Source organism: Halioglobus sp. D3-4, from assembly GCF_055809315.1.
Window position 1 is genome coordinate 2,917,029 of the sequence record NZ_CM147907.1, and the last position, 19,795, is coordinate 2,936,823.

The window sequence follows — 19,795 nt, forward strand, 5'->3', positions numbered from 1 at the left end:
ATGGATCACTGGCTGACAGAATACGGCGTTACCCTGGGCGTGGGTGCCCTCATCCTGTTTATGCTCTTTATCGTGTGGGATCTGGCCCGGCGCAGCAACGCCGGGAAATTCGGCACAATCATACTGTACGTCGGCCTCGCCATGGGCATTGCAGGTTTCCTGCTGAAAGTCATCATCACGTATCTGCTGGAAAATGCGGGTAACGCTTCGCTGTAATCAATCTGCGCGACTGTTTCCGTAACGGTATCGCTGTGAAATTGAAGTTAGCCAGCCCATCCTTATCAACGCGGAAAATCGCCCACTCTTACAGCCAGAATCTGGTATTGCCGACGAATCGGCACGACCATTCGTAAAATCACCAGCAGCAACGCCTCCACTTGTCCTGTGCTATTAAGCGATACGTCCCCGGGTGCTACCCCGTAAGGTTTCCTCTCGCACTGGACAAACGCCACCCTCTCAAGAATACTGTATGTATGTACAGTATAGATACCACAATGGGGCCTCTCTCCCAGCAATTCCCGAACAATGACAGCGGAAACAAGCCGTGAGCCTGTGGCTGTGCCTGCGCTTTGATTTATTGCCCCTGCACTGCCTGAACCGCTGTGAGCAGCAGCCGGTAGTACTGCTGGCTGCGCAGCGCGTACTGCACACCAATGACTGCGCCGCAGCTATGGGGATACGCCAAGGTATGGGCACTGCCACAGTGCGTGCACTGGCAGGTGATGAGCCCGTGCGGCTACTGGAGCGCAATGAACAGGCTGAACAACACTGCCTGCAACAACTGTGCTGCTGGGCCTACAGCATCACCCCGACGCTGTGCATCTGGCAGGCCGACTGCCTGCAACTGGAAATCAGTGGCTGCCTGAACCTGTTTCAGGGGCTCGATGCCCTGCTCCGGGAGGTGACAAGCGGTATCAGCAGCCGTGGATACCGTGCGTGCTATGGGTTGGCACCGACGCCCAAGGCGGCCTGGCTGCTGTCCTTTGCTGCCCCGGAGGCTGCCATGGCGATCCAACAGCCACTGGAAGAGCGGCTCAGCCCCCTGCCCCTCAGCCTGCTGACTCAATTCCCCACCACGGTAGATTCCCTGCGCCGGGCCGGGCTACATACGCTGGGCGACCTGCTAAAGCTGCCACCCACCGCACTGGGGCGGCGCTGTGGCAAGGAGTTCAGCCACTTCCTGCAGCAACTACTGGGGCAGCGGGAGGATTTACAGGTGGATTACCGCCCGCCCGAGACATTCAGCGATACATACTGGTTTGGTTATGAGGTCAAAACCAACAGTGAACTGATGCCTGCGGTACAGCGCCTGTTGCAATCGCTGTGTCGCTTTCTGCGCAACACCCAGCTGCGCACCAGCGAGATCACCTGGCAGATGGCCGGCATAAATAACAAGCAGCAGGATGTGTGCGTGCGCAGCACCAGCAGCCACAGTAACTGGGAAAACTGGTACCAACTCAGCCGCATTCGTTTTGAGCGCCTGCAATTGAGCGGTGGCGTGGAGGGCCTGGCCCTCACGTGCCAACAACTGCAGCCGGGACAACAGGACAGCATCGATTTATTCAGCCCACGTAACCAACGCGAACCACTGGCCAGCCTGTTGGACAGGCTGCACAACCGTCTGGGGTTACAGGCGGTTGAAAAAGTCGACTGCCGCGATGAGCACCTGCCGGAATTTGCACTGCTGGTCAGCAGCGACGATCACAGTGATGAGCGCAACACCACCGCACCCTGCGCCCAACGCCCTTTCTGGCTGATGCCGCAACCGAAGGCCCTGCGCCAACACGGCACACAGCTGTACTGGAACGGCGCCCTGACACTGCAGTACGGGCCAGAGCGCATCGAAGACAACTGGTGGCAGGAAGCGGTCAGCCGGGACTACTACATCGCCGCAGATAACAGCGGCCAGCACTACTGGGTGTTTCTCGACCGCCTGGCCAGACGGTGGTATATCCACGGGGTGTTTGCCTGATAACAGCGCGGCGCCCTGCCCCGGCTAAAAAATTCCGGTGTCTTTACCGTCCAGGCTCACCACGTTGTTTTCGGCCCAGTATTCGCGTATCCCGGCTTCCCCGCGCTTGTCTGCCCAGTTAGTCAACGTAGGGCGCTCGCCTTTCAGCTCATAGTAGGGCACCGCGTAACCACAGGAAGTCTGAACCAGCTCCAAATCCAGAACAAAAACCTGCCGCGCGCCCAACTGCGCTGAAAACAGTGCTGACAATTCACCCCAGCGTTCATCGCGCGGGTGAACGACCACGGCTTGGCCATAGAGCCTCATAATCAATGGCTGCTTGTCAAAGGAGCAAAACATCACCGTCATACGGCCATTTTCCAGCACGTGCGCGGCTGTCTCATTGCCACTGCCCGTCAGGTTGAGCCAGGCCACGGTGGTGTCGTCCAGAATGCGAAAACTGTCCATGCCCTTGGGCGATACATTCACAAACCCTTCCGCGCCCGCTGTACCAACGAAATACAGGTGTTGCTGGCCGATGAATGCTTTCAGCTTGTCGTCCAGTTTCTCAAATTGTTCTGACACTACGTTTACCTCTTGCTGGTGAGAAGGTGCTGCACACCCCGGTCACGCCATAATAACTACTCGATATCGACATACGCCGTTGCCTTGAAACGCGGCGAACAGATCGCCAGAAAGACCAGGTCATCGGTGCCGACGTTGCTGATGCGCTGCCGCACTTCTGGCGGGATAACAACCACATCACCGGCAGCAACCCGCTGCGCAGGCAGGTCACCAATCTCCACGCTGCCCTGCCCCTGTTGCACGACATAGCGCTCGCTGGTGCCGCGCAGAAAATGCCAGCGGGTGGTCTTGCCGGGCTCCAGGCGCGCGCGGGCGATTGATACATCGGGGTCATCGCCAGAGTTCGACAGCTCAGTAATGAAGCAACCCTCTGCAAAGAAATACTCCTGCTCTTCATCATACAACTTGATACACGGTTTCACCGCACCCACTACCTGCGACACAAACGACGCCTCCTGCTTGATTCATTCACTGTGCAGCCGGGAAAATAGCCGCACTCCACACTGGCGCACGGCACCAGCGCCTTGGGCATATAGCGTTAGTACTGAACGATTGGCGCCTTGCCTACCCAGGTATCGTCTTCCAGCATATTGACCATGGCGTGCGCGCAATCGGCGAATGAAATACTGGAAAGTGCACTAAACGCGTTGTATCCCAACTGATAGCGGCCCTTCTTCGGCCCTGATTTCATTTGCAGAGGGCGGATGCCAATCCAGCACAGGTCGGCATTGTCATCCAGCAACTGCAGCTGGTGCTCTTTATCCATGTGCCTGTGCTTGAGAAATATCTCAGCAAACCAGCGCACAAAACGCGCACCAAAAGTGATCTCATCCTCAGGGCGAATATTACTACCGCCGCCGCACCACACAAACCTCGGAATACCCTCACTGCGCATCACGGCGAGTATATTCCTAGTGACATCAGTACACAGATCAGGCGGTGAGGTTTTTTCATCCACGCCAACCGCGAACAGGATAGCCTCAGTACCGGCAGGCAGGGCGCGTGCCACATCAGCGGCAACCAGCCCATCACCCTCAATGACAGTGATGCTGTCGCGTAGTGCTGGCGGTAATTTGTTCGGGCTACGCACCAACACTGTCACCGTATGGCCCGCCTCAAGCGCTTGCTTGAGGCACTCCTGGCCGAGGCTACCCGTGGCACCGAACAGTGTAATTTTCATTTCATTGAAACTCCCTGGTCAAACGAATGGACCGAGTATAGCAACGAGTCGTCAAGCAGCGGTATGGGACAGCCACTTAAACAGTGCCGCACCTACCAGACAGAGAATACCCACAACGTCCACCAGCAATACCTTGTAGAGCGACGCATTGTAGCCACCCTCCAGCCACATCAGGAAAACATAACCCAACATCGAAACAGCAGCCATGACCATAGCTGCCGCCTGATAGCCTGGAACGAATACAGAATACAGAATGAAGCCACCGACTATGCCGAACAGCAGGGCCCGGTGGCGCATCAAAATAATGAGGTCGTTACCATCGAACTCGATAGCGTACGCCTGCGATAGCCGTGCTGCCGACAGCACTCCCAACACAGGCAGAAAATTGATTACGCCCACAACAAACAACAATACGGATACGGTTTTCTCCATACCTGCCCCCTCCAAAGGCTGATTGGGCGCAGGCGAGAACCCACTCCCGTGATCCAGCTTTCTGGCGCAACGCCAGACCACCGTAACAATCTGACCAGACTCCCTATAATGCAGCCACCCGCGGACAAATGCCATTCAACTGCAGGGCACCGCGTCGCTTGAGCACACCACAATGAACTGCTAGTGTCCACGTACTCCCAAACACCGACACCAGGACTCACTCAGGAGAAAACGTATGCTCTCTATCCGTTTCTGGCACAACGCACTACTGATCATCCCTCTACTGGCACTTCTCCAGGCCTGTCAGGACGAGCCGACCGAAGGCGCACAGGGCAATACACCGGCAACGGACGCCACCGCTCGCGCCAACGACAGGGTCCGCGAGGAACTCGATCTCGGCAACCAGAAGGATTTCGAGAATGCCAGAAGAGGGTTTATTGCGGCGCCGGCGTCACTACAGGTTGCAGGACCGGATGAGGCGCTGGTGTGGGACATGCCGTCGTATGACTTTATCCAGGGTGAAGCGCCGGATACCGTGAATCCCAGCCTGTGGCGCCAGGCCACGCTCAACAATTACCACGGCCTGTTTAAAGTGACCGAAGGCGTCTACCAGTTGCGCGGGTTCGACCTCTCCAATATGAGCATCATCGAAGGGAAGACGGGCTGGATAGTAGTAGACCCATTAACCACCAGGGAGACGGCTGCTGCCGCGATCGCATTTGCCCGGGAGCACCTGGGTAACAAGCCAATTTCAGCCATCATCTTCACCCATTCACATATCGATCACTTCGGCGGCGTGCAGTCGGTGCTGGGTGCAGGCCCGGACACAGAGATAGTCGCACCCGTTGGGTTCATGGACGAGGCCACCAGTGAGAACGTCATCGCCGGCACCACCATGAGCCGGCGCTCCATGTTTATGTATGGCAGCCAACTTGAACACTCCTCTCGCGGCCATGTCGGTTCTGGTCTCGGTAAAGGGCCGGCGTTTGGCAGCGTGGGTATCGCGCCACCCACGCGCACCATCGACACCACTGGAGAGTCGGTCACCATCGACGGCGTGGAGTTTGTTTTCCAGAATGCGCCCGGATCTGAGGCGCCGGCAGAGCTCACCTTCTACCTACCGGAGCTGAAGGCCTTCTGTGGTGCAGAGGTGGTTTCACGCACCATGCACAATCTGTATACCCTGCGCGGTACCAAGGTTCGCGATGCGCGCAAGTGGAGTCACTATATCGACGAGGCGATCAACCTGTTCCCCAACGCTGAAGTGTATTTCGGCAGCCACCACTGGCCGCTATGGGGCAACGAGGAAGTTATCGATTTCCTTAAAAAGCAACGCGATGGCTACAAATATATTCACGACCAGACGCTGCGACTGGCATCCCAGGGTTACACGCCACGGGAAATTGCCGATATGCTGCAAATGCCGGAAGCGCTGCGCACCAATTTCCCCAATCGCGGTTACTACGGCACCGTGAAGCACAACGCCAAGGCGGTCTACCAGATGTATTTTGGCTGGTACGACGGCAACCCGGCCAACCTTGACCCCCTGCCTCCGGAAGAGGCCGCTGTCCGCTACGTCGACATGATGGGTGGCGCAGACGAGATTCTGGACCGCGCACAGGAGGATTTCGACAAAGGCGAATATCGATGGGTGGCAGAGATGCTGAACCATCTGGTGTTTGCCGAGCCCGACAATGACGATGCGAGAGCGCTGTTGGCGCAAACGTATGACCAGATGGGTTATTTGGCCGAATCCGGGCCCTGGCGAGATGTCTACCTTACCGGCGCGCTGGAATTGCGCCAGGGTACTCCCAAAGAAGGTATCGATGTCGGCACTGCAGTTGATCTCATCAGCGAAACGCCGCTCGATCAATTTTTTGAGCTGATGGGCGCCATGCTCAATGGCCCGAAGGCCGACGGCAAAACATTCACCCTCAACATCGAATTTACTGATCTGGAAAAAGTCTATGTGCTGGAGTTGGAGAACGCCGTTCTGCACCAGCGTGAGGGCAGCCCCGCTGCCGATGCCAACGCCACGGTGCGCATTACGCATCCGCTGTTTATAAAAATGCTGACAGGTGGCGCAGGCATCCGGGATATCCTGTTTTCAGATGACGTGTCGGTAGAGGGCAGCAAGTTGGACCTGGTAAGGTTTTTTGCTCTGCTGGATCAGCCCAACCCCACCTTCAACATTGTGACGCCCTAGCCGCAGGGATCACAGAGCTTGCAGTTGAGCTCATAGCCCAGCATGGATTCACGCCCCTCCCGGGTTTCGACCCAGGGGCGATTGATCCACGGTGGATTGTGTCGCACATGCTGATTGTGACCGCAATCGAGTTCGGCGACCCAATCGTCCTTGTCATCCTTGTGATACCCGACAATCTTGCGCTTCATTTGCGCTGTGATGCCGGCATACCGACTACGGCGATGAAATCCATATGATCTGTCGGAACGATCTCTATCAAGTGCAAATCAACCAGCCCCAGTTGGCCGAGTTCACCAAACACATCCGCAAAGGACTCCGGTGTAAACTGCCATAAATGCCCACGCCAGTTGCGGGCGACGCCTGGGTCACTCAATACACTCAGCATCAACCGTTTTGACCTTGTATATTTGGGCGTAAACACCGCCGATTCGCGCGTCGACCAGGCACCCTGACCAGCCCGCTTCACGCCGTAGTAGTACTCGTCAATAAGTGCGCTGACCGGCGCGACAGTACGCTTTTCCAGGTGAGCCTCTATCACCTTGCCCAAAGTGCTTTCCGGCTTTCTGGCATCGAAACAAAGGTTTTTATTCGACACCAAAAATGCGTACGCACCACCACCGTTCAGTACTTCTTGCACCTCCTGAAAATGCCTCACCAGATCAGGAGCCCCCTCAACCAGATGAAATGACAGCACACAATCGTATTTTTTGGCCCCGACACAATCTGCTATTGATCGCCCGGGTTCGAGAAGATGATGTATATCAGGAGCGCTCTTGGCCTCCCGTCCATTTGCAACCGCGCGCGCCTGCAACTCACTGGTTGAAAGGGAATCCAGATACTCCACGTTAAAGCCATGCTTCTCACTGATCATGGGATTTAAACCCGGTGCAATTTCCAGAATTGCCCCCGATTTGCTGAGATACCTTGACTTGATATAGGCAAGTTTTTCTTTTCGATTTTTCATGAGTTGCGAGCTTTCCTCAACACTAATAGCCAGGGGTAAGGAGAAATACTGGTACTGTTTCGACCTATGCGCCCGTTGCCTGCCCATAACACCCGCCGCACAATGCCTGACCACAGGTATGAGGGCGTGAGGCCGAACCCAGAACCAACTAGCGAGCACCAGAATGCCAAAAGCCGTATAGCACACGACGAACACCCAGGGCGGAGCGTTATAGTACAAGAGTTCATTCAGGAAATGTGCAACAAACGACTCTTCATACACCGCTTCTCCAGCCTTTTGACGCAGCTTGTTTTCCCAAATCGTGAGCGGGCAAATCAGACCCAGCCAGGACTGCAGAACAACGACACCGATACCGGTGAGATGCACCAGGCGAAACCAGGGGTTTCTTACCCACTGCCACGCCAGAAGCTTGCCCACAAGGATAAGAATCAGGCCACAGACAACGAAAATGACAAATAGCAGGTGAATAAACAGTACTACGTCTGCGGCAACCCCATACAACACTGGCACGCCCCTATATTCGAATAGCTGAATCACTTAACTGCCATCAAACCCTGTGTATCCCCAAGTGAAGTGCCATGCAAACGCTTGCTGGGGGGCAACCAGGCCAAATACATTGCCTTATTCACCCAGTGCTATACCCTAGAAGGCCTTAATCGTTTTGTCATTTATCTATCACTGATAGCTGGCTCAGCGCTCAACTATTGAGGCCGCCTGATGACAGATCCACGCTTATGCTACCAAACAGTCGAGTTTGGCGCAGTAGACATTCATCTGTGTACCTTACGTAATCGACAAGAGTATCAAGACCCCGAAGGCGTCGCCGAAAAACTGGGCATATGCTCCGCGTCTTGGCCTATGTTTGGGGTCATCTGGCCATCGAGTCTGGTGCTTGCGCATTTCATTTGTGACTACGACACCGGCTCAAAACGTATTCTGGAGGTCGGCTGTGGCATGGCGCTATCGAGCTTGTTACTGAACAAACAGCTCGCCGATATTACTGCAACCGACTACCACCCAGAAGCTGAGAAGTTCTTGCAGAGAAATACAGCGCTCAATAACGACAGGGAAATACACTTTGAACAAGTAAACTGGGTGGAGAAAAGTGACAAGCTCGGTCTTTTCGATCTGATAATCGGCAGCGATTTACTGTACGAGGACGCCCATATTCACTTGCTGTCCGACTTTATTGAATCGCATTGCAAGCCTGCTTGCGAGGTTCTTATAGTGGATCCCGGGCGTGGGAGAGTGAATAAGCTAAGCGCTAGAATGGAAGCCTTTGGCTTTACATCGACACATATAAAACCCTTACATACAGATTTTCTCGACCACAAATTCAAAGGTCGTATCCTGAAGTTTGACCGACAACACGTAGCCGATGACTACCCCGGCTAGCAACGTGTGATCGCGACAGCCAGCAGCCTCCGGACCAGCCGGCACGACGGATAGACCCAGATCGCACGCATTGATTCCAATTGCTGACAATCAGAAGTGGGGCTGGCGCCCGATCGCACTTGCCAAAACTCCTTACGTCTCGACCTGACACAAGTCTAGGCGTCATCCTTGAGTTTTAGTCGGACCTTATTAAACCGGATGAGCCCTACGGACAATACAACGATGCCACAGGCGGCCAACAACCAGGCCACGGTGATATAGGAACTCAACGCAGAGAAAAACTGAAACAGAACGGCCGAGGCTGCCAAAAGTGACAACCCCGTCCTTACGTAAGCGAGAAACGTTCGCTCGTTTGCTAGCCGTGTACGCTCAAGCGCAAGCTTGTCGCGAATATCAGAATCACTTTTCATACAGGGATATCCAGTTCCTCACACGCCCATCTATCGGCAGTCGCTACTATCAATTAGGAAGGGACAGCCGTTACGACGTCCCGTTTGCTTGACTTGTCGGCAGTAAATTTTAGACGCAAGACTTGCTGACCCGTTGGCTCATGGAGTTTCTCCTCCAGCAATTCAAAGCCGTACTTTGAATAGAAACTACGGCCAATGGAATTTGATTCAAAGACCTCAACCTCAAGTACACTGTGAACATCCTGCGCCTTATCCATTAGGGCTTTACCGATACCCTTACCGTGACAAGCTGGCTGAAGGAAAATTGCTCCAACCTCGTTTCCCATGAGTGCGATGAACCCCTGTACCTCACCATCAATTTCCGCAACCCATGTATCTGTATTGGGCAGGTAGATTTCGGCGACGTTCTTACGCTCTTGTGCAATGAAATCATCTGTCATGAACGAGTGGGCCAGCCGAGTAGCAACCTCCCAGGAATCAAGAACAGCCTGTAAATCGGATTCTTTGTATTGTCGTATCTGCATTGTACTAATTCCTTCACGGATAACGCTTCGAGCTGCGTTGCCGAAACAGCGCAGCGGCCGACCTCCGAGGCTGCACTGCGACCGAAGGGGCGCATCGCCCGGCCTTGCTATGTGGTCGCATCACGAAGCTTGTACACCAAATAGGGAAGACAAGTAACCCACGCCAGCAATAGGAGCCATACGCGACCTGAGAGTAGATCATAATCTTGGAACAGGCGAGACCAGGTATGTCCTGCGACATACCGCCCAAACGCGAACTCGAAACACAATGTAAGAGAAAACCATATGAGCCCAGTTTGAATCGCTTGCGATGTTGATGTGGGAATCACATACCTCGAAAGAACAACGGTTACGATACCAAATACAAGAATGGCAATCACCGTCGACAACTGGTGAGCGTGAAGCTCGTTCATTAACTGACCATATGTAGCCTCGCGCAACACTCCGTTAGCAATTGCCAAACACATGAGTACAGGCCAAAAAAGTGTGTAGATGTATATCGGGCGCACGGAGCGAGGACAATCAGAACATCAACCAGCCGGCGCGTTAGCGGTCAGCTGGAGTGACTTGTTATGCGGCTGTATTCTCAAGCTCCCAGCCAGGGAACACGAGTACTGCTGGGTGGCAGTTTAGCGCCCTGGCCAACACCTTAGCCCGCTCGATACCCAAATTCACACGACCGTTCTCGATAGCGGATATAGTTGACTGCGGAATGGAGGTAAGAGAGGCCAGTTGGTTTTGGCTTAGCTCTTGGAGTTCCCGAAGAATTCTGACCGAATCACCAACTGAAACCTCAATCGTCTTTTTTGCTTTTCGATAATCTTTCATTCTAGTTTCTCCGATAATCATGTGGAGTCACTTTCTCAACTTGAACATAGACATTCTCACGATCAATTTTGTAAATCACGCGATATTTAAGGTTTAACCTGGAGGACCGATGTCCCTTCTATTCGCCTCTTATTGGCTCATCATTGAACCCTCGAATCAATCTCAGTCCTTCAGGGCCGGAAATTCGCACAATGTCTTTCCATTTTTCATAGCGTTGCAATACATCTCCGGGGAGACGAGCTGTAATTCTTGCTACACGGCGATGTTCATATACTTCCCACATAGCATATATAGCATATATAACATATATGGTATGTCAATGCTGTTGGTCGGACGCATAACGCCGTGTTCACGCGCCGCTTTAGCGGTCGCTTGCAACACCTTGTTACACGTTTCTAGTGCAACTTGGTGAAAACTTCTGGGTGTTGTTCTGCTATCCGCAGTAGAGCAACGGCTGGCCCCTGAGGTTCCCTTCGACCTTGCTCCCAATCCTGGAGAGTTCTCATGCTCACACCAAGCAAGCCAGCAAATGCCGATTGGGAAAGATTCAGTTTTGAGCGAATCACTTTTGGTTGTGAAGGCTCAGATAGTTCCGAAACTTTAAGCTTTGCACCACCTTTTTTGAATGCCCTAATTTCGTTGATTCCCTCAAGCACTTCTGCGCCAATATCTCGTTTACTCATGATCGATTGCCTCTGCGATTTTCTTTAAGATATGCCCGGAAATAGTGGAGCGTTCCGATTTACTATAAATAGTCAGCATCCATATCTCATGATTGGGTTTCTTCCAGTAATAAATAACTCGAACCCCTCCACTTTTACCTCTGCCGTCAGGAGCCCACCTTACTTTCCGAACACCGCCGGAACCTCTGACGAGATCACCAGCATCTGGCTTCTGCATCAAATAGATTTGAAGCCCCCGATATTCATCATCTGATAGATAGTCAGGCAATAGCTTACTGAATGTGCTGGCTTCTATGAATATCATAGGTGCCGATTATACGGCAATGCCGGATAGTGGCAAGATGTTATTTTGACGTGTAACGCCTAGCGCAACGGCGCGGAAACCGTGCAACGGTTTTTGCGTCCGGCCCCGTAGGGGCGCATTGCCGGTTTTTGTTATGTGTTTTTAGCACCAAGATACGCATTTCCCAATTTTGCCTTGTCGTATTGTGTCCTATCTATGAATGGCCAATAAGACACCTCTCCATGTTCTTGCCATTTATCGAGTGTGCTTTGCCCAAACGTACCAAAACTAATTGAACTCAGGAAACTCTCTTTGAAGCTCGCTGAAGGCCACGTATATTCGTTGTCCGATTTTAGAAATAGAACCCACCTTGCCACCACAGAGCGATCTTCTTTGGAAAGAGCGTCCTTACCTTTGAGTCTGTACTCTTTCATATCGCTGTACAGGCACCATGCGCCATGATGGAAAACTTCCCACACAGCATCATCTTTTGACTGTGGCTGAGCATCCTCAAACTCGTCATTTGTGATAATACCCGCGCTCAAGCTTCGGATGAGTTCTGCGAGTATATTTCTTGATTCTCGGTCAATCATGGCTTCACATAACGCTTCAAGCTGGGGCGTGCGTAAGCACGTCCCGGCGCGAAGCGCCCTTGCAGCCTTGACTTGTTATTGGGCCTACTCATCGATGAAGTTGCCCGCACTGTCCATAATGAAACACTCCACTAGTGGGTTGTAAGCGCGAGGCCCGCCGTCGTCGATGCTGCCCCAGGCACGGACATCTCCATCAGGAGCATCGTCCCAAAAGAACTGAATCTGTACCTGCCATGGCTCCTGCACATCTGGGCGTACGGAATTACCTACTAATTCAACGAGCCTTGAGTATTGTTTGCCTCTATAAGGCTCTAACTCTCCCAGCAGAACTTTCCTGGCAACTTGCTCATCCATGCCTAGGCCCTATAACGCTTACAGCTGGGGCGGTAAAACCGCGCAGCGGTTTTGGCGTCCCAGCAGCCTGAACTTGTTAGGTTTCGATCTATGAGTCCACCACTACGGAATTGGTGCTCCGACCATTTGCTTTCGATTCCAGGAGAAAATGGCCGCATACACAAAAGCGACAGGGACGACCTGCCACAAGAACGACCTAAAAAGTGACCAAATTAGGCGTTCTAGTCCAAGGCCTTCAGCTAGGGAACATGTAAACTGAAAAGCCTGTTGTGAGATGAGCATAATCGCTAGATTGTAAAACAAGATAAGTATCATTGGCACATAAAAGAATCTTGGTACAAACCACCGAAACAATCGCTGTTTGAACGTGTACATACTGCCCAAAAAAAGCCCTGCCAATATAAGACTTTGCGCTAGGTTAATAAAAAATTCGTTTCGCCTAAGTTCCCATCTGCAGGTTTCACGGAGTTCAAGAGGCGATTCAGGAAGACCCTGTAAATAATTCTGTGTAACTGCCAGGGTTAAATGTAATCCGCCAAGCGCTCTTCGAACTCGATCATAAATCTATTCAGTGCCAGTTTCCAATTACGGATCGGCATAGTCCATTTTTTCGACGCCTGCTGGATTGCCAGGTAGATCACTTTCAGTGCCGAGTCATCAGTCGGAAACAGCTTCCGCTTTTTGACAGCCTTTCGTATGACACTGTTGAACGACTCGATGGCGTTCGTCGTGTAGATGGCTTTGCGGATGTCTTCCGGGTAGCTGAACAATGTGTTGAGATTGTGCCAGTGTGAGCGCCACGACTTGCTGATTTGTGGGTATTTTTCATCCCAGCGCTCGGCAAACTGATCCAGTGCCAGCAATGCCTCATCCTCGGTCGTCGACTGGTATATGCGCTTCAGGTCGGCAGTGACCGGCTTGTAGTCTTTCCAGGGTACGTACTTCACGGAGTTGCGTACCATGTGGACGATGCAGAGCTGGATCTGGGTGTCCGGGAAGGCGGTGCTGATGGCGTCCGGAAAGCCCTTCAGGCCATCAACGCAGGCAATCAGAATATCCTTCACACCGCGATTCTGGAGCTCTGTGAGTACGTTAAGCCAGAACTTGGCACCCTCATTTTCCGATAGCCAGAGCCCTAACAGTTCCTTGTGGCCCTCCATGTTCACACCCAGGGCGAGGTAAACGGCTTTGTTGATTACCTTCTTATCCTGCCGGATTTTGATGACAATACAGTCCAGATAGACGATGGGGTAAATGGCATCCAGAGGCCGGGATTGCCACTCGACAACCTGCTCTATAACCGCATCAGTGACCTTGGAGATCAGGGCTGCCGACACATCGGCCCCGTACATTTCCTTGAAGGTGGTGACGATCTCGCGAGTAGTCATGCCCTGGGCATACAGGAACAGGATCTTGTCATCCATTGAAGTGAATCTGCGCTGGTGCTTTTTGACGAGCTTGGGCTCGAAGCTCCCGGCCCTGTCGCGTGGAGTGTCTAACTCGAACTGGCCATCTTCGGTTTGCAGGGTCTTGCTGGTATAGCCGTTGCGGTTATTATCCCCGCTGGAAGGTGCGTGCTTGTCGAAGCCAAGATGATCATCCAGTTCTGCGTTCAACGCCGTTTCGACGGTGATCTTCGTTAGCATCTGGCGGAACTCATTGAGATCCGCTTCCGTCTTGATATTTTTGGCAGCTGCCTGAGCAATCGCCTGTAGTTCTTTCTTGTTCATAGTGCCTATCCTCTCCCAATGGTTGGGTTTATAATAGGCAGTTACACAGATTTAGTTACAGTCTCATTCAGGAAAGATACCTTCGCAGCTTGCCGGTAATTGCAGTTCCCACAGCCATTCCCAAGCCCAAGAATTGTATAGACCAAATAGTAGCGAGGAGAACGCAATGTACGAAACTCCAATTAGAATCGCAGACATAATTTGATTCGAGCGCATAGCAACCTAACGCCCGCATTTGTGGCTGTTTTGGAGCGTAGCGGAAAAACAGTCCGACAACATGCGCTTGTTAGGCATTGCCGACCTCCGCCAGCCATCTTAACCTAGCCTCTAGGCCACTTTTTAGATCTCTATAGCTATCAAAGAAAATTACTGGATAGTCCTTTAAGTCAAACTCAAGCTGCGTACCTTGCCGAGCAATATATACTGGCAACTTACCAATACCTTGCGCGTAACCAGCCTCATAAAACACATTAGGCCTGGACTCGGTTAAATCAACGATCACGTACTCTGCCTTTTGGATAGACTCGAGAATTCTGTCAGTTATCCTTTCATTTGTCTGAGCTTCATCTACTCGCTCTGCGGTTAAGCCACACCGCTCACAAGTTTCTTTGATTGCATCCAATACATCATCAAATGGATTGGCCGGTCCAATAGGCATAGCAACAAATACATACCCTTCTTGAACCTGATAATTAATTTCAGGTTCATTTCTATCTTGCTCTTCGGCGGGAGGATTGACTTTCCACTCATCAAGTACGCCAATAGTCTGATTGACCATATCTCGAACTTGGGGGTTTAAGCTGCGTAGATAGACCTGCTCGAATATCATGTCAAATGGATTAACATTTTGCATGACCATACCACCTACCGCAGGTGGTGGAGATATAGTCATTGTAAATAGGCATCCAGCTTCGATGACTTCTCTTTGGACACTTCTCTTAGCTCTATTTATTGCCGCTCTACTTTCTTCTGAATGAGTCTCTGACCACTCATTTAGTAGTTCTAGAAATCGGTGCAAGTTTTCAATTCGTTGATCTAAGTCTTCCATTTTGATCTCGATGTTGTTTGTGCCTAACGCTTCAAGCAGGGGCCGCTGTTAAGCGGTCCCAGCGCGAAGCGCCCTTGCTGCCTTGACTTGTTATGCGCTGATAAGATAACGTACGCTTTTATGTACATGTACGGGATTGTGGATATGGAAAGCATAAGCTATACCGCCGCTCGCAGTAATCTTGCCAAGACAATGGAACAAGTATGCGACGACCACGCGCCAATTGCGATAACCCGCAAAGGTGAAGGCGCTGTTGTAATGATGTCCATGGAAGACTACCAGGCACTTGAGGAAACTGCATACTTATTGAGAAGCCCGAAAAATGCTCGCAGGCTCATAGAGTCTATTGCGGAGCTAGAAGCCGGCCGGGGCGTAGCCAGAGCACTTGCGGAGTGAAGCTGATCTTCGCCGAAAATGCTTGGGAAGACTATTTGTACTGGCAGAAAACAGACAAGAAAACGCTCAAAAGGATAAACCTTCTTATCCGTGACATTACGAGAGAGCCTTTCGAAGGCATTGGCAAACCGGAGCCGCTGAAACACGCATTGGCTGGATATTGGTCCCGCCGAATTAGTGATGAACATCGAATCGTGTACAAAATTCATCAAGATTCTTTACTCGTCGTACAGCTTCGTTTTCACTACTGAGTTAGGCGCATAACGCCTAAAGAACCGGCGGCAGAGCCGTCCGGTTCCTTTTCCTGTTATGTGCGGTGCTGCCATCGTGCTGGATGCCTGCTGCCGTGCATGACCGAAATGACCGATATTTCGAATTCTTTTATGAAGTAGAAGACAGCAAATGGAAACCTAGGCAGCACTGCTCTGTGAGTGCCCCGGTAAATCACCGGATAAGAAAACGGGCTTTGTTCAATTAAGTTCAGTGTTTTAAGTACGGTGTCCAAAAAATCGTGGCCTAGACCCGATCTCTGTGATTCATACCAAGAAGCTGCTTCTTCCAAATCAATTTCCGCCTCTTCCCTGAGTCGGACAGTATACGTCATAGGCGTCTTCGAACGTCAGAAATGGCGTCTGCCGCAAGCCGTCCAAGCTTGCCATCTGCCTCAAAGGAATCCAGGCGCCGATCTAACTCAGCTCTCTGATCAGTTGTGAGCGGCAGGGCACTCTGATCGTGGGCGATACTGTCCCATAAATCTTCCACGATACGAATGCGGTCCTCCACAGGCAATTTTGTAAGATTTGTATCCATCCTAAAATCATACTCCTTGTGCGGAATCTGTCCAGAGCACATAACGCTTCAAGCTGTGGCCGCTATTAAGCGGTCCCGGCGCGAAGCGCCCTTGCAGCCTTGACTTGTTATTGTGCATCACTCGGACCTCTTGGTCTGTTTGGTGCCAGAAGCGGTCGTTTATGATCAGCAATCGTCCGAGGAAAATCACCGATTCTTTCAATTGTATGTTCATGGAAACTGGATGTGCCATTGGTAGTTTATTCTATAATTGTACTAGACTGCGACAATAACTTTTGATCTATGAAGGAATACCCAGCATGGCGCGACTACTAATTCTACTGCTGTTAGTAACTGGCGGAGCTAATGCCGGGCCACTTATCGACACCATCGAGGAGAATGGCAGAACTTGGGCCCAAATTGATTTGTTCTCCGGGTTAAGCTGGACTCAAGTGCATGAGGTTTGTCCAGGAAGAGTATGTCGAAACGAAACGCTTAACGGCTACCACATGGCTGGCTGGTATTGGGCATCACCTCGCGACGCCGTCGACCTCATGAGTCACTTTGGAGCACCCGATCCTGGTTCTTACCCAACCCAATACTTTGAAGCACGCAGCGTTTGGGCTCCTGCATTCTTCGATGCGGGCTTTAGACCGACATGGGATGCGGGTGGCCCAGGAATTTATGCTTGGACCAATGAGTTTGATGGAGATTGCCGTGCTTCCGGGCATGGCTGCGGTGTCAGTTTGACTGTGCTTGACAGGTCTGGAATACGAGAGAGCTGGAGTGATTTTTACGAATTTATCGGAATAAATGCTCGATTGCGGCAGGACGCGTCGGGTGCGCTTTTTTATTATGTGCCTGCACCAACTAGCCTGTTTTTGGTTACTCTGGGGCTTCTTGCAGTTAGGATTTCACAAAGTCTGGGCAAAAAGCGTTACAGCTGAAGTCGATATTTTGGTGCCATCGTTACTCTATACATAGCGCAGAGCCGAGGTTTCTTTTCAAATAAATGTAGGCATGATGCGTAGAACGGAAGTGATTGGATTGTGAAATGCACCTTGCAGCGACTTCTTCAAGTCGAAACCGGGGCGAGCGCAGGCACTATAACGCTTACCGCAGCGGCGACGAAACCGCGCAGCGGTTTTGACGTCCGGCCCCGCCAGGGTCGTACTGGCGGTACTTGTTACTGGTGCGGCTTGATGAGATACCAGCGAAGCTATGTGCCGGAGCGCCAGCGGAGGCAACACTGCGAACGAAGCTGATTGGTAGAACGAATGCACGTTTTGTGGCTCTCCCTGCTACAGCGTGACTGAACGAAACTGATGCCCTAATTTTACCTTCGATTTACCTGCCGGACTAACCACTTGATGCGAGGTAGAAGCAGAACGAAAGCAGAGAAACTCAACCTCCCGAGATGTTCGCGAACGCCGCTCAGTAACGCTTGCAGCAGCGGCGCGGAAACCTCGTAGCGGTTTTTGCGTCCGGCCCCGAAGGAGCGTACTGCCAGCACTTGTTATTGGTCGCGGCAGGACCGCCCACGCAGCTAACCCTAATACAAGGACTACGAAAGAGGTAGATACTATCCTTGACCTATGAGAAAGAGTACCGATGCCGTAGAGAATGCCAGCTAGCGCTGGCCCACCATACAAAGAGAGAAACGAGGGGGGGCGGCACAGCGATGACTCCTGCAAGAAAAACCCACAAAAGCAGCGGAATGCAGACAATAAGACAAACCCAAGCTATAACTCGATTTAGAGTTTCCGGCGCAGACCGAGACTGACTTGATGTATGGGCAGCTCTCAATAGAGTGACCTATAACGCCGTGTTCACGCGCCGCTTTAGCGGTCGCTTGCAACACCTTGTTACACGTTTCTAGTGCAACTTGGTGAAAACTTCTGGGTGTTGTTCTGCTATCCGCAGTAGAGCAACGGCTGGCCCCTGAGGTTCCCTTCGACCTTGCTCCCAATCCTGGAGAGTTCTCATGCTCACACCAAGCAAGCCAGCAAATGCCGATTGGGAAAGATTCAGTTTTGAGCGAATCACTTTTGGTTGTGAAGGCTCAGATAGTTCCGAAACTTTAAGCTTTGCACCACCTTTTTTGAATGCCCTAATTTCGTTGATTCCCTCAAGCACTTCTGCGCCAATATCTCGTTTACTCATGATCGATTGCCTCTGCGATTTTCTTTAAGATATGCCCGGAAATAGTGGAGCGTTCCGATTTACTATAAATAGTCAGCATCCATATCTCATGATTGGGTTTCTTCCAGTAATAAATAACTCGAACCCCTCCACTTTTACCTCTGCCGTCAGGAGCCCACCTTACTTTCCGAACACCGCCGGAACCTCTGACGAGATCACCAGCATCTGGCTTCTGCATCAAATAGATTTGAAGCCCCCGATATTCATCATCTGATAGGTAGTCAGGCAATAGCTTACTGAATGTGCTGGCTTCTATGAATATCACAGGTCCCGATTATACGGCAATGCCGGACGGTAGCAAGATGTTATTTTGGCGTGTAGCGCTTCAAGCACTGGCGGCGAAACCGCGCAGCGGTTTTGGCGTCCATGTGGCTTGACTTGTTAAGGATGCCTGATTGGTACATGATTTGTACTATAGTTGTTGTAGAGGCAGAAATGATGAGAACAGCACAACTTGAAATCTTACGAGATGAGGCTTTGGCGCTGTCGGAAACCGAGCGTGCGCGCTTAGCCAGTGATTTAGTGGCCAGTTTGGATGGCCCGAGCGACCCCGGCCTGGCCGATGCCTGGGACTTGGAGATATGCAAGAGAATTAATGAAATTGAGGCCAACCCAGACCTGATTCTTGAGCCCGAGCAAGTACTGGCAAAAGCGAGGCGGCGCATACACGGCGAATGAAACCCGTAAAGATAGGCAAGGATGCCGCCGAGGAATTTCAAGAGGCCGCCGCTTGGTACGAGGGTGAACAAGAAGGGTTGGGGGAACGATTCATTGATGCTTTTGAACATGCGCTTCAACTCCTAGCCGAAGAAAACCCACCCCTAACCCCTGTAGGTGGAGAAGCGGGGTCGAAAGGCGCTCGAAAGCTAATTCTGCACAAATTTCCCTTTTCCTTGATTGTGCATGAGCTGCCTGCATCAATTGTAATTGTCGCTCTCGCACATCACTCCCGGAAGCCAGGGTACTGGCAGTCGAGAAAGGCTCCATAACGCCTAGCGCAACGGCGGCGAAACCGCGTAGCGGTTTTGACGTCCGGCCCCGACAGGGGCGCATTGCCGGTTCTTGTTAATTGGCCTCACTACGGTGCCGCCTGTACCAATTGCTTGATGATGGTAAAAACAAACCCACCCAACAAACTAGATATGCCAAGTTAGGCCCTGGACGGGTAAAACTATTTAGGAAGATTGTAGCAGCACCATTTTCGGATGACATGGATATGAAGTGAGCATCAAACGCCAATGG

The 19,795-nt window shown here is 51.8% G+C and carries 26 protein-coding genes; 9 read left to right on the top strand and 17 right to left on the bottom strand.

All coding sequences use genetic code 11. The annotated features are described in order from the left end of the window. Positions 1-216: a DUF2788 domain-containing protein gene (locus AC0L6S_RS12510; protein ID WP_473424314.1), complete on the top strand. Its 216-nt coding sequence runs from the start codon at positions 1-3 to the stop codon at positions 214-216. A 328-nt stretch (positions 217-544) separates the two neighbouring features. Continuing rightward, complete coding sequence (locus AC0L6S_RS12515) at positions 545-1,972, top strand: Y-family DNA polymerase (RefSeq protein WP_473424315.1); 1,428 nt, start codon at positions 545-547, stop codon at positions 1,970-1,972. A 24-nt stretch (positions 1,973-1,996) separates the two neighbouring features. Here the strand turns inward: AC0L6S_RS12515 and AC0L6S_RS12520 are convergent, their stop codons facing one another. The 4 genes from AC0L6S_RS12520 to AC0L6S_RS12535 all read right to left on the bottom strand — a co-directional run bounded on the left by AC0L6S_RS12520 (position 1,997) and on the right by AC0L6S_RS12535 (position 4,148). Continuing rightward, entirely contained in the window at positions 1,997-2,536 is a 540-nt protein-coding gene (locus AC0L6S_RS12520; protein ID WP_473424316.1) for a pyridoxamine 5'-phosphate oxidase family protein, read from the bottom strand. A 56-nt stretch (positions 2,537-2,592) separates the two neighbouring features. Further along, positions 2,593-2,979: a cupin domain-containing protein gene (locus AC0L6S_RS12525; RefSeq protein ID WP_473424317.1), complete on the bottom strand. Its 387-nt coding sequence runs from the start codon at positions 2,977-2,979 to the stop codon at positions 2,593-2,595. 95 nt (positions 2,980-3,074) lie between these two features. Further along, positions 3,075-3,716 carry an NAD(P)-dependent oxidoreductase gene (locus tag AC0L6S_RS12530; RefSeq protein WP_473424318.1) on the bottom strand — a complete coding sequence of 214 codons (642 nt, stop codon included), beginning with the start codon at positions 3,714-3,716 and terminating at the stop codon, positions 3,075-3,077. 51 nt (positions 3,717-3,767) lie between these two features. Then, entirely contained in the window at positions 3,768-4,148 is a 381-nt protein-coding gene (locus tag AC0L6S_RS12535) for a hypothetical protein (RefSeq protein WP_473424319.1), read from the bottom strand. 235 nt (positions 4,149-4,383) lie between these two features. Between AC0L6S_RS12535 and AC0L6S_RS12540 the strand changes: the two genes are divergently transcribed. Next, positions 4,384-6,354 (top strand): alkyl/aryl-sulfatase, encoded by a 1,971-nt coding sequence (locus AC0L6S_RS12540; protein ID WP_473424320.1) that lies wholly within the window; start codon positions 4,384-4,386, stop codon positions 6,352-6,354. Here the strand turns inward: AC0L6S_RS12540 and AC0L6S_RS12545 are convergent. Together AC0L6S_RS12545 and AC0L6S_RS12550 are read right to left on the bottom strand one after the other, a co-directional pair. Then, positions 6,351-6,542, bottom strand: coding sequence for a DUF3565 domain-containing protein (locus tag AC0L6S_RS12545; RefSeq protein ID WP_473424321.1), 192 nt, complete (start codon positions 6,540-6,542; stop codon positions 6,351-6,353). The genes AC0L6S_RS12540 and AC0L6S_RS12545 overlap by 4 nt on opposite strands. Next, positions 6,539-7,822 (bottom strand): DUF2784 family protein, encoded by a 1,284-nt coding sequence (locus AC0L6S_RS12550; RefSeq protein WP_473424322.1) that lies wholly within the window; start codon positions 7,820-7,822, stop codon positions 6,539-6,541. The genes AC0L6S_RS12545 and AC0L6S_RS12550 overlap by 4 nt, the downstream gene beginning before the upstream one ends. Before the next feature lie 213 nt (positions 7,823-8,035). On the opposite strand from AC0L6S_RS12550, the gene AC0L6S_RS12555 reads away from it, so the two are divergent. Then, positions 8,036-8,713, top strand: a complete 678-nt coding sequence (locus tag AC0L6S_RS12555) for a class I SAM-dependent methyltransferase (protein ID WP_473424323.1) — start codon at positions 8,036-8,038, stop codon at positions 8,711-8,713. A 155-nt stretch (positions 8,714-8,868) separates the two neighbouring features. Here AC0L6S_RS12555 and AC0L6S_RS12560 read toward each other — a convergent pair whose 3' ends face one another. The 8 genes from AC0L6S_RS12560 to AC0L6S_RS12595 form a co-directional block, all read right to left on the bottom strand. Beyond that, positions 8,869-9,123: a YidH family protein gene (locus AC0L6S_RS12560; RefSeq protein ID WP_473424325.1), complete on the bottom strand. Its 255-nt coding sequence runs from the start codon at positions 9,121-9,123 to the stop codon at positions 8,869-8,871. 53 nt (positions 9,124-9,176) lie between these two features. Further along, complete coding sequence (locus AC0L6S_RS12565) at positions 9,177-9,647, bottom strand: GNAT family N-acetyltransferase (protein WP_473424326.1); 471 nt, start codon at positions 9,645-9,647, stop codon at positions 9,177-9,179. 570 nt (positions 9,648-10,217) lie between these two features. Next, positions 10,218-10,475 carry a helix-turn-helix domain-containing protein gene (locus tag AC0L6S_RS12570; RefSeq protein ID WP_473424327.1) on the bottom strand — a complete coding sequence of 86 codons (258 nt, stop codon included), beginning with the start codon at positions 10,473-10,475 and terminating at the stop codon, positions 10,218-10,220. 395 nt (positions 10,476-10,870) lie between these two features. After that, positions 10,871-11,158: a helix-turn-helix domain-containing protein gene (locus tag AC0L6S_RS12575; RefSeq protein ID WP_473424328.1), complete on the bottom strand. Its 288-nt coding sequence runs from the start codon at positions 11,156-11,158 to the stop codon at positions 10,871-10,873. 435 nt (positions 11,159-11,593) lie between these two features. Continuing rightward, a complete protein-coding gene (locus AC0L6S_RS12580; protein ID WP_473424329.1) occupies positions 11,594-12,034 on the bottom strand; it encodes a hypothetical protein in 441 nt (146 codons plus the stop codon). Positions 12,035-12,118: 84 nt separating this feature from the next. Next, positions 12,119-12,388 (bottom strand): hypothetical protein, encoded by a 270-nt coding sequence (locus tag AC0L6S_RS12585; protein ID WP_473424330.1) that lies wholly within the window; start codon positions 12,386-12,388, stop codon positions 12,119-12,121. 521 nt (positions 12,389-12,909) lie between these two features. Beyond that, positions 12,910-14,118: an IS256 family transposase gene (locus tag AC0L6S_RS12590; RefSeq protein WP_473424331.1), complete on the bottom strand. Its 1,209-nt coding sequence runs from the start codon at positions 14,116-14,118 to the stop codon at positions 12,910-12,912. 286 nt (positions 14,119-14,404) lie between these two features. Then, positions 14,405-15,166 (bottom strand): hypothetical protein, encoded by a 762-nt coding sequence (locus AC0L6S_RS12595; RefSeq protein WP_473424332.1) that lies wholly within the window; start codon positions 15,164-15,166, stop codon positions 14,405-14,407. Positions 15,167-15,310: 144 nt separating this feature from the next. On the opposite strand from AC0L6S_RS12595, the gene AC0L6S_RS12600 reads away from it, so the two are divergent. Together AC0L6S_RS12600 and AC0L6S_RS12605 are read left to right on the top strand one after the other, a co-directional pair. Next, entirely contained in the window at positions 15,311-15,562 is a 252-nt protein-coding gene (locus AC0L6S_RS12600; protein ID WP_473424333.1) for a type II toxin-antitoxin system Phd/YefM family antitoxin, read from the top strand. After that, the gene (locus AC0L6S_RS12605) at positions 15,559-15,813 is read left to right on the top strand and encodes a Txe/YoeB family addiction module toxin (RefSeq protein WP_473424334.1); all 255 of its coding nucleotides are present in this window, start codon (positions 15,559-15,561) and stop codon (positions 15,811-15,813) included. The genes AC0L6S_RS12600 and AC0L6S_RS12605 overlap by 4 nt, the downstream gene beginning before the upstream one ends. A gap of 56 nt (positions 15,814-15,869) precedes the next feature. On the opposite strand, the gene AC0L6S_RS12610 is transcribed toward AC0L6S_RS12605, so the two are convergent. Together AC0L6S_RS12610 and AC0L6S_RS12615 are read right to left on the bottom strand one after the other, a co-directional pair. Next, the gene (locus tag AC0L6S_RS12610; RefSeq protein ID WP_473424335.1) at positions 15,870-16,166 is read right to left on the bottom strand and encodes a type II toxin-antitoxin system RelE/ParE family toxin; all 297 of its coding nucleotides are present in this window, start codon (positions 16,164-16,166) and stop codon (positions 15,870-15,872) included. Then, positions 16,163-16,414, bottom strand: coding sequence for an addiction module protein (locus AC0L6S_RS12615; RefSeq protein ID WP_473424336.1), 252 nt, complete (start codon positions 16,412-16,414; stop codon positions 16,163-16,165). Before AC0L6S_RS12615 ends, AC0L6S_RS12610 begins: the two co-directional genes overlap by 4 nt. A 257-nt stretch (positions 16,415-16,671) precedes the next feature. On the opposite strand from AC0L6S_RS12615, the gene AC0L6S_RS12620 reads away from it, so the two are divergent. Continuing rightward, positions 16,672-17,298: a hypothetical protein gene (locus AC0L6S_RS12620; protein ID WP_473424337.1), complete on the top strand. Its 627-nt coding sequence runs from the start codon at positions 16,672-16,674 to the stop codon at positions 17,296-17,298. Positions 17,299-18,226: 928 nt separating this feature from the next. On the opposite strand, the gene AC0L6S_RS12625 is transcribed toward AC0L6S_RS12620, so the two are convergent. Then, entirely contained in the window at positions 18,227-18,514 is a 288-nt protein-coding gene (locus AC0L6S_RS12625; RefSeq protein WP_473424328.1) for a helix-turn-helix domain-containing protein, read from the bottom strand. A gap of 474 nt (positions 18,515-18,988) precedes the next feature. On the opposite strand from AC0L6S_RS12625, the gene AC0L6S_RS12630 reads away from it, so the two are divergent. Both AC0L6S_RS12630 and AC0L6S_RS12635 read left to right on the top strand, forming a co-directional pair. Then, on the top strand, positions 18,989-19,231 hold the full coding sequence (locus AC0L6S_RS12630; RefSeq protein WP_473424338.1) for an addiction module protein: 243 nt from the start codon (positions 18,989-18,991) through the stop codon (positions 19,229-19,231). Then, positions 19,228-19,542: a type II toxin-antitoxin system RelE/ParE family toxin gene (locus tag AC0L6S_RS12635; protein WP_473424339.1), complete on the top strand. Its 315-nt coding sequence runs from the start codon at positions 19,228-19,230 to the stop codon at positions 19,540-19,542. Before AC0L6S_RS12630 ends, AC0L6S_RS12635 begins: the two co-directional genes overlap by 4 nt. Positions 19,543-19,795 lie beyond the last annotated feature (253 nt).

Coding starts and splice junctions, on each gene's coding strand:
- AC0L6S_RS12510 (WP_473424314.1), top strand. CDS start 1: ATGGATCACTGGCTGACAGAATACGGCGTTACCCTGGGCGTGGGTGCC.
- AC0L6S_RS12530 (WP_473424318.1), bottom strand. CDS start 3,716: ATGAAAATTACACTGTTCGGTGCCACGGGTAGCCTCGGCCAGGAGTGC.
- AC0L6S_RS12535 (WP_473424319.1), bottom strand. CDS start 4,148: ATGGAGAAAACCGTATCCGTATTGTTGTTTGTTGTGGGCGTAATCAAT.
- AC0L6S_RS12540 (WP_473424320.1), top strand. CDS start 4,384: ATGCTCTCTATCCGTTTCTGGCACAACGCACTACTGATCATCCCTCTA.
- AC0L6S_RS12545 (WP_473424321.1), bottom strand. CDS start 6,542: ATGAAGCGCAAGATTGTCGGGTATCACAAGGATGACAAGGACGATTGG.
- AC0L6S_RS12555 (WP_473424323.1), top strand. CDS start 8,036: ATGACAGATCCACGCTTATGCTACCAAACAGTCGAGTTTGGCGCAGTA.
- AC0L6S_RS12560 (WP_473424325.1), bottom strand. CDS start 9,123: ATGAAAAGTGATTCTGATATTCGCGACAAGCTTGCGCTTGAGCGTACA.
- AC0L6S_RS12565 (WP_473424326.1), bottom strand. CDS start 9,647: ATGCAGATACGACAATACAAAGAATCCGATTTACAGGCTGTTCTTGAT.
- AC0L6S_RS12570 (WP_473424327.1), bottom strand. CDS start 10,475: ATGAAAGATTATCGAAAAGCAAAAAAGACGATTGAGGTTTCAGTTGGT.
- AC0L6S_RS12575 (WP_473424328.1), bottom strand. CDS start 11,158: ATGAGTAAACGAGATATTGGCGCAGAAGTGCTTGAGGGAATCAACGAA.
- AC0L6S_RS12580 (WP_473424329.1), bottom strand. CDS start 12,034: ATGATTGACCGAGAATCAAGAAATATACTCGCAGAACTCATCCGAAGC.
- AC0L6S_RS12585 (WP_473424330.1), bottom strand. CDS start 12,388: ATGGATGAGCAAGTTGCCAGGAAAGTTCTGCTGGGAGAGTTAGAGCCT.
- AC0L6S_RS12590 (WP_473424331.1), bottom strand. CDS start 14,118: ATGAACAAGAAAGAACTACAGGCGATTGCTCAGGCAGCTGCCAAAAAT.
- AC0L6S_RS12595 (WP_473424332.1), bottom strand. CDS start 15,166: ATGGAAGACTTAGATCAACGAATTGAAAACTTGCACCGATTTCTAGAA.
- AC0L6S_RS12600 (WP_473424333.1), top strand. CDS start 15,311: ATGGAAAGCATAAGCTATACCGCCGCTCGCAGTAATCTTGCCAAGACA.
- AC0L6S_RS12610 (WP_473424335.1), bottom strand. CDS start 16,166: ATGACGTATACTGTCCGACTCAGGGAAGAGGCGGAAATTGATTTGGAA.
- AC0L6S_RS12615 (WP_473424336.1), bottom strand. CDS start 16,414: ATGTGCTCTGGACAGATTCCGCACAAGGAGTATGATTTTAGGATGGAT.
- AC0L6S_RS12620 (WP_473424337.1), top strand. CDS start 16,672: ATGGCGCGACTACTAATTCTACTGCTGTTAGTAACTGGCGGAGCTAAT.
- AC0L6S_RS12625 (WP_473424328.1), bottom strand. CDS start 18,514: ATGAGTAAACGAGATATTGGCGCAGAAGTGCTTGAGGGAATCAACGAA.
- AC0L6S_RS12630 (WP_473424338.1), top strand. CDS start 18,989: ATGATGAGAACAGCACAACTTGAAATCTTACGAGATGAGGCTTTGGCG.
- AC0L6S_RS12635 (WP_473424339.1), top strand. CDS start 19,228: ATGAAACCCGTAAAGATAGGCAAGGATGCCGCCGAGGAATTTCAAGAG.